Source organism: Okeania sp. (assembly GCF_983059655.1).
Genome location: NZ_CEZPJD010000957.1, coordinates 1 through 2,678 on the forward strand (window position 1 = coordinate 1; position 2,678 = coordinate 2,678).

The 2,678-nt window shown below is 34.4% G+C and carries 3 protein-coding genes; 2 read left to right on the forward strand and 1 reads right to left on the reverse strand.

Translation table 11 applies throughout. The annotated features are described in order from the left end of the window. Positions 1-133: 133 nt before the first annotated feature. Complete coding sequence (locus AC3DU7_RS30615; RefSeq protein ID WP_488043005.1) at positions 134-379, reverse strand: hypothetical protein; 246 nt, start codon at positions 377-379, stop codon at positions 134-136. A gap of 530 nt (positions 380-909) precedes the next feature. On the opposite strand from AC3DU7_RS30615, the gene gap reads away from it, so the two are divergent. Further along, on the forward strand, positions 910-1,938 hold the full coding sequence (gene gap / locus AC3DU7_RS30620; RefSeq protein WP_488043006.1) for a type I glyceraldehyde-3-phosphate dehydrogenase: 1,029 nt from the start codon (positions 910-912) through the stop codon (positions 1,936-1,938). A 371-nt stretch (positions 1,939-2,309) separates the two neighbouring features. Further along, positions 2,310-2,678, forward strand: coding sequence for a DUF1823 family protein (locus AC3DU7_RS30625; RefSeq protein ID WP_488043007.1), 369 nt, complete (start codon positions 2,310-2,312; stop codon positions 2,676-2,678).

Below are 2,678 nucleotides of genomic sequence, written 5' to 3' on the forward strand. Positions count from 1 at the left end.
CCTACTCCCTAAATTTTTTATTCTAGTTATTCAAAGAGACATGATATAAGTTTTCCCTATTCCTTAAAAGCAGCGAATGATTTTACCTCACGCTTCTTGAGAATTTCTACAGATAAAGTTTTTTTGCAACTCATTAAACAAAAATAAGATTGGTTATTAAATTATTATGACTATTTTTTGAAAAATTACTTTCCTCATCTCCATAATAAATATTTATATCTGTATTTCCTCTGAGAATGTAACCATTGCCTAACTTATTAGCTTGAACATCTGTTTTATTTGTATTCTCAATGGTGTCAATTGCTTGAGTGGAATTTGTACTAACTCTTCTTAAACCTAAAGCCACTGTTGTGATTTCTATAGTAGATGAATTCTGCATTTATTTATATTGCTTACTTTTTTATATTATACCTTGATTTTATAGTTAACTCCAATGCTTTTTTAGAGGATTAAATGAAGTTTTTGTGAATTTATTTTTCAGTAAATTTATCTAAGATTATTCAACTATTCAGTAGTATTGCAGATACATATTTCATGATTAATTACATGATATAAAGGAACTAATACATAGGGATTTAAATAAAATAATTTCTCAAAAAGAGCAATTATTTCAGCTTAATAATCGTCAGTTTACAGCGTAGATAATACTGATTTAAATTCTGTAAAAACTCAGTTATTATCTATCAAAAATATTCTCAAGTATAAAATTTTGGACTCGACCTCGGTAGCTAAGTGGATCTATTTAATTTAGAGCATAATCATTTTGTAAAACATCAGTCATTTGGCAGAAAGATTCTTAAAATATGGAAAAGAATATATTTGAAGCAATTATCTTCGTGATAGGTTCTAATCAAGTATTTGTCATACTTATAGTGACTTTCAGATATTCATTAATTAAGGAGTGTATCCATGACCTTAAAAGTAGCCATCAATGGATTTGGCCGTATTGGACGTCTAGTATTCCGTGCTGGACTCAACCATCCCGACTTAATTGAATTTGTTGGGATTAATGATTTAGTACCACCACCAAACCTAGCCTATTTATTAAAGTATGATTCAACTCATGGACGTTTCTCAGGAGATGTATCAGCTTCAGATGATGGTATGACAATTAACGGAAAATTTATTCCATGTGTATCAGTTAGAAACCCTGCTGAACTTCCCTGGAAAGAAAAAGGTGCAGATTATGTAGTTGAGTCTACAGGATTATTTACTACTTTTGAGGGTGCTTCAAATCATTTGACAGCAGGCGCAAAGCGAGTCATTCTTTCAGCTCCAACAAAAGATCCAGATAAGGTAAAAACCTTGTTGATGGGTGTTAATAGCGATCGCTTTGATCCTGCCGAAGATACAATTGTTTCTAATGCTAGTTGTACTACTAATTGTTTAGCCCCTATTGCTAAAGTTATTGATGATAATTTTGGTTTGGCAGAAGGTCTAATGACAACTGTTCACGCTATGACTGCTACTCAACCAACTGTAGACGGTCCGAGTAAAAAAGATTTTCGGGGTGGACGTGGTGCAGCTCAAAATATTATTCCCGCTTCTACTGGTGCAGCAAAAGCAGTATCTCTGGTTTTACCACAATTAAAAGGTAAACTGACTGGTATGGCATTCCGGGTTCCGACTCCAGATGTTTCTGTGGTTGATTTAACTTTCAAGAGCGAGAAGTCAACTAGCTACAAAGAAATTTGTGCAGCGATGAAAGCTGCTGCTGAAGGACCAATGAAGGGTATTCTGGGTTATACTGAAGACCCTGTAGTTTCGACTGATTTTACTAGCGACCCTCACTCTAGTACTTTTGATGCAGGCGCTGGAATTGAACTTAACTCCAATTTCTTTAAAGTTGTTTCTTGGTATGATAATGAATGGGGTTATTCTTATCGAGTAGTAGATTTAATGCTATCAATGGCACAAAAAGAAGGTATCTTAAGTTAAATAGCTAACCATAGCAGGGAACAGGGAACAGGGAACAGGGAACAGGGAACAGGGAACAGGGAACAGTAGGAAAAGCATTTCTCTGTCTTACGGTTCATCAGCAGTTATAATTACTGTATTTGACATATCAAAACCTTAAAACTCAGAAACGCAAGATTTTTCTTTGCTTATTCCTTCTGCTATATAGTGTTTCCCAAGCTAATCAGGTACAGTTGTTTTTCTTCTTTATCGATTCCTACAAAACTAGAATTACTACTCCCTACTCCCTACTCCCTACTCCCTAAAACCAAGGAATTTTGTACCTGACCAGTATGGGAATTACTATATCATAATATAATCATATAAAAATAAGTTAAATAAAGTCAGCTTTTATGTCTGAACTACCACAACTGAATACAGAAACTATCCAAGCAATTATTGATGAAAAAATTGATGATAATACTGTTAATCAATTAGTTTGGTATTATCTCGGTTATCGCTATAATGCTACTACCGATCGGTGGGATGCTTCTGGTGTTGCATCAGAGTGGCGAGATGAATATCCAGAACCTCCTAATTTTATTGAATTTCGCCCGCCCACTGTCAAGTTGACTCGTTCTATTCCTAAAGAAAATAAACAGTTACTAAAGCAAAAGTTGGGTTTCAAAGGTTATAAAATCGGAGAATTTACTCCTGTGCAAGCACGTCGTGCTACTATGGCTAATTGGCTTTTAAGCTACATGGAAATTAGTAGTCTTTGA

What these genes read in the sequence shown, in the direction of transcription:
- AC3DU7_RS30615 (WP_488043005.1), bottom strand. Translation starts at nt 379, where the DNA reads ATGCAGAATTCATCTACTATAGAAATCACAACAGTGGCTTTAGGTTTA.
- gap (WP_488043006.1), top strand. Translation starts at nt 910, where the DNA reads ATGACCTTAAAAGTAGCCATCAATGGATTTGGCCGTATTGGACGTCTA.
- AC3DU7_RS30625 (WP_488043007.1), top strand. Translation starts at nt 2,310, where the DNA reads ATGTCTGAACTACCACAACTGAATACAGAAACTATCCAAGCAATTATT.